The 2,845-nt window shown below is 78.0% G+C and carries 4 protein-coding genes; 3 read left to right on the top strand and 1 reads right to left on the bottom strand.

The genetic code is table 11. The annotated features are described in order from the left end of the window. Positions 1–177: 177 nt before the first annotated feature. Together PSR1_RS22740 and PSR1_RS22735 are read left to right on the top strand one after the other, a co-directional pair. Positions 178–651 carry a hypothetical protein gene (locus PSR1_RS22740; protein WP_059439578.1) on the top strand — a complete coding sequence of 158 codons (474 nt, stop codon included), beginning with the start codon at positions 178–180 and terminating at the stop codon, positions 649–651. After that, positions 648–1,172 (top strand): cation-binding protein, encoded by a 525-nt coding sequence (locus PSR1_RS22735; protein ID WP_059439577.1) that lies wholly within the window; start codon positions 648–650, stop codon positions 1,170–1,172. Before PSR1_RS22740 ends, PSR1_RS22735 begins: the two co-directional genes overlap by 4 nt. A 1-nt stretch (position 1,173) precedes the next feature. On the opposite strand, the gene dmeF is transcribed toward PSR1_RS22735, so the two are convergent. Then, positions 1,174–2,211 carry a CDF family Co(II)/Ni(II) efflux transporter DmeF gene (gene dmeF, locus PSR1_RS22730; protein ID WP_059439576.1) on the bottom strand — a complete coding sequence of 346 codons (1,038 nt, stop codon included), beginning with the start codon at positions 2,209–2,211 and terminating at the stop codon, positions 1,174–1,176. Positions 2,212–2,582: 371 nt separating this feature from the next. Between dmeF and PSR1_RS22725 the strand changes: the two genes are divergently transcribed. Next, on the top strand, positions 2,583–2,845 hold a 263-nt coding region (locus PSR1_RS22725), incomplete at its 3' end, for a hypothetical protein (RefSeq protein WP_202813239.1).

The following is a 2,845-nucleotide window of genomic DNA, read 5'->3' as shown; positions in this document are numbered from 1 at the left end:
CCCACGCGGCGCACGCCGCCGAGGCGGCGCCGCGGATCCCACGCGGCCCACGCGAAGCCCGGCGCCGACGCCCACGCCGCGCCCGCGGCCGACCCGCACGCGGCCCACGGCCGTCCGCCCGCCCGCGTCCCCTCGAAGCCGGCTGCGGACGTGCACCCCACGCACTAGAGGTTCTCCATGCCCACCTCGGCCGCCGAGATCGTCGCCCGCTACGCCTCGGGCGCCGCGACCCATCCCAACGGCAAGCCGCTCGCCCCCGACGCGGCGGCCGCCTGGGCCGCGCTCGGCCGCCCCGACGCCGGCCGGCTCGGGGCGGCGCGGGTGCGCGACTCGGCGCGCCGGGAGTGGCTCCTCGAGGCGCACCGCGAGCTCGAGCGCGGGCGCTTCGTGGTGCTCCGCCCGGCGCACGGCGACCTCGAGCCGTTCCGCGCCTCGGCGGACGGGTACCGGCCCGAGGCCTACCTGCCCATCACCGAGCAGGACTGGCTCCTGCTGGCCCTGCTCGCGGCCGGGCGCGACGGCGACGCCGGCCGCGACGATCCCGAGCTGGCCGGCGCCGCGTTCCCGCTGCTGGACCGCATGGTCCGCGAGGCGCAGCACCGGCAGCTGATGGGCGAGGCCTCCGACGAGGACGACGAGGAGGCGCCGTGAGCGCGCGCGAGGCGGGCCCGATCGAGCGGTTCCTCGCCGACGACCACCTGCGGCTGCACGCGCTGCTGACCCGCGCGGTGTCGGATCCCGCCGCGATCGACCGCGGGCCCTACGACGCGTTCCGGGGCGGGCTGCTGCGCCACATCGCGCTGGAGGAGAAGGTGCTGCTCCCGGCCGCGCGCGAGGCCCTCGGCGGCGAGCCGCTCCGGCTGGCCCGGCGCCTGCGCGTGGAGCACGGCGCCATCGCCTCGCTCCTCGTCCCCACGCCGACGCACGCGCTGGTGGCCGAGATCCACAAGATCCTCGATCCGCACAACCTGCTGGAGGAGGCGCCCGACGGCCTCTACGCCACCTGCGACCGGCTGCTCGCGGTCCGTGCGGACGAGCTCGTCGCGCGGATGGCCGCGTACCCGCCGGTGAAGGTGGCCGCGTACAACGACGGCCCGCGCGTGCTGCGCACCGCGGAGGCGGCGCTGGAGCAGTCGGCGAAGCAGGCCGAGGCGCGCGCCGGCCCGCGGTAGCTCACCGCGAGGCGCGGGCCCCGGGCAGCGTCTCGCAGGCGTGCACCTCGACGGTGAGGTGCACCAGGTCCGGGAACGCGCGCAGCCGGTCCTTGTACTCGGCGGGCGCGCGCGGCGCGGGCGAGACCACCGACACGATCGCGGCGAGGTGGCGCGGCCCCACGCGCCACAGGTGCAGGTCGGCCACCCGGTCCTCGCCCTGCTCCAGCGCGGCGCGGACGGCGGCGCGGCGGCCCTCCGCCACCTCGGCGTCGAGCAGGACCGCGCCGGTGTCGCGGAGCAGGCCCACCGACCAGCGCGCGATCACCAGCGCGCCGACGATCCCCATCACCGGGTCCATCCAGGTCCAGCCGAGCACCCGCCCCGCGAGCAGCGCCACGATGGCGAGCACCGAGGTGAGCGCGTCGGCGAGCACGTGCAGGTAGGCGGCGCGCAGGTTGTGGTCGCGGTGCTCGACGTGCCCGGGATCGTGGTGCCCGTGAGCGTGCTCCTCGTGGTCGTGGTCGTGGTCGTGCTCGCGGTGGTCGTGCTGGTGCTGGTCGTGGTCGTGGGGATCGCCGTGGCCGTGCGCGTGGCCGTGGTCCTCGTCGCGCAGCAGGAACGCGCTGAACAGGTTCACGAGCAGGCCGAGCACCGCGACGCCGATGGCCTGGTCGAAGCGGATGGCGACCGGCGAGGCGAGGCGGACGGCGCTCTCGCCGAGCACGAGCAGCGCCACCACCGCGAGGCCGACCGCGCTCGCGAACCCGCCCAGCGCGCCCACCTTGCCGGTGCCGAAGCTGTAGCGCGGGTCGGCGGCGTGCCGCCGCGCGTAGGCGTAGGCGAACGCCGCCACGCCGAGCGCCGCCGCGTGCGTGCCCATGTGCCAGCCGTCGGCGAGCAGCGCCATCGAGCCGTACACCATCCCGGCGGCGATCTCGCCCACCATCATGGCGAGCGTGAGCGCCACCACCCAGCGGGTGCGCCGCTCGCCGCTCGCCTCCACCGCGGTGCCGAAGGCGTGACCGTGCGTCCAGGGGCCGAGCTCCTCGAGGTGCATGGGGGCGGGAGTATAGCGCCCGCGACGTTGGATCCGGGGCGAACGGGCGAGCCCGCACGACCGGCGCCGGGGCGCCTGGGGCGGCGTACCATGGACGCAGCTCGGGGACCGCGCGCCGGACCGCGACGGCCCACCGTGAGGGCCGATAGCGAGGAGGCGTCCCTCCTCCTGTCCGGGCGCCAGGACGTGGCCCGAACACGGCACGCGCGGCACGGGAAGCCCCCCGGGCAAAGAAGGGCCGCCACGGCGCACGGCGGCCCTTCGACGTGCCAGGGCCTGGCACCCCGCTGCGGCGCCCGATGCGCCCGCCGCCCCCACCGGCCCCCGCGACCGGGGCGCGCCGCGGTGCGATCCTGGGGGCGAGGCTCCCCTTGACCGCCGCGGTCCCCCTCCGCCCCCGCCCCGCGCCGCCCGGCGCGCTCGAGCTGCGCGCCTGGCACGAGGCCGGGCACGCGGTGGTGGCGCTGCTCGAGGGGTTCGAGCTCCGCCGCGTCACCATCGCCCGCCGCGGGGACGTGGGCGGCTCCTGCGAGTACCGCTACCGCACCCGCGCGCCGCGCTCTCGCCGGGCGGTCGGCCGGACCGTGCGCGCGGCGGTGGCGGTGGCGCTCGCGGGCAGCGTGGCGCAGGACGC

The organism is Anaeromyxobacter sp. PSR-1, assembly GCF_000964525.1.
Classification (GTDB): Bacteria; Myxococcota; Myxococcia; order Myxococcales; family Anaeromyxobacteraceae; genus Anaeromyxobacter.
Note: the sequence above shows the minus strand (reverse complement) of the source record. Positions and strands in the feature narration are given on the sequence as shown.

What these genes read in the sequence shown, in the direction of transcription:
- PSR1_RS22740 (WP_059439578.1), top strand. Translation starts at nt 178, where the DNA reads ATGCCCACCTCGGCCGCCGAGATCGTCGCCCGCTACGCCTCGGGCGCC.
- dmeF (WP_059439576.1), bottom strand. Translation starts at nt 2,211, where the DNA reads ATGCACCTCGAGGAGCTCGGCCCCTGGACGCACGGTCACGCCTTCGGC.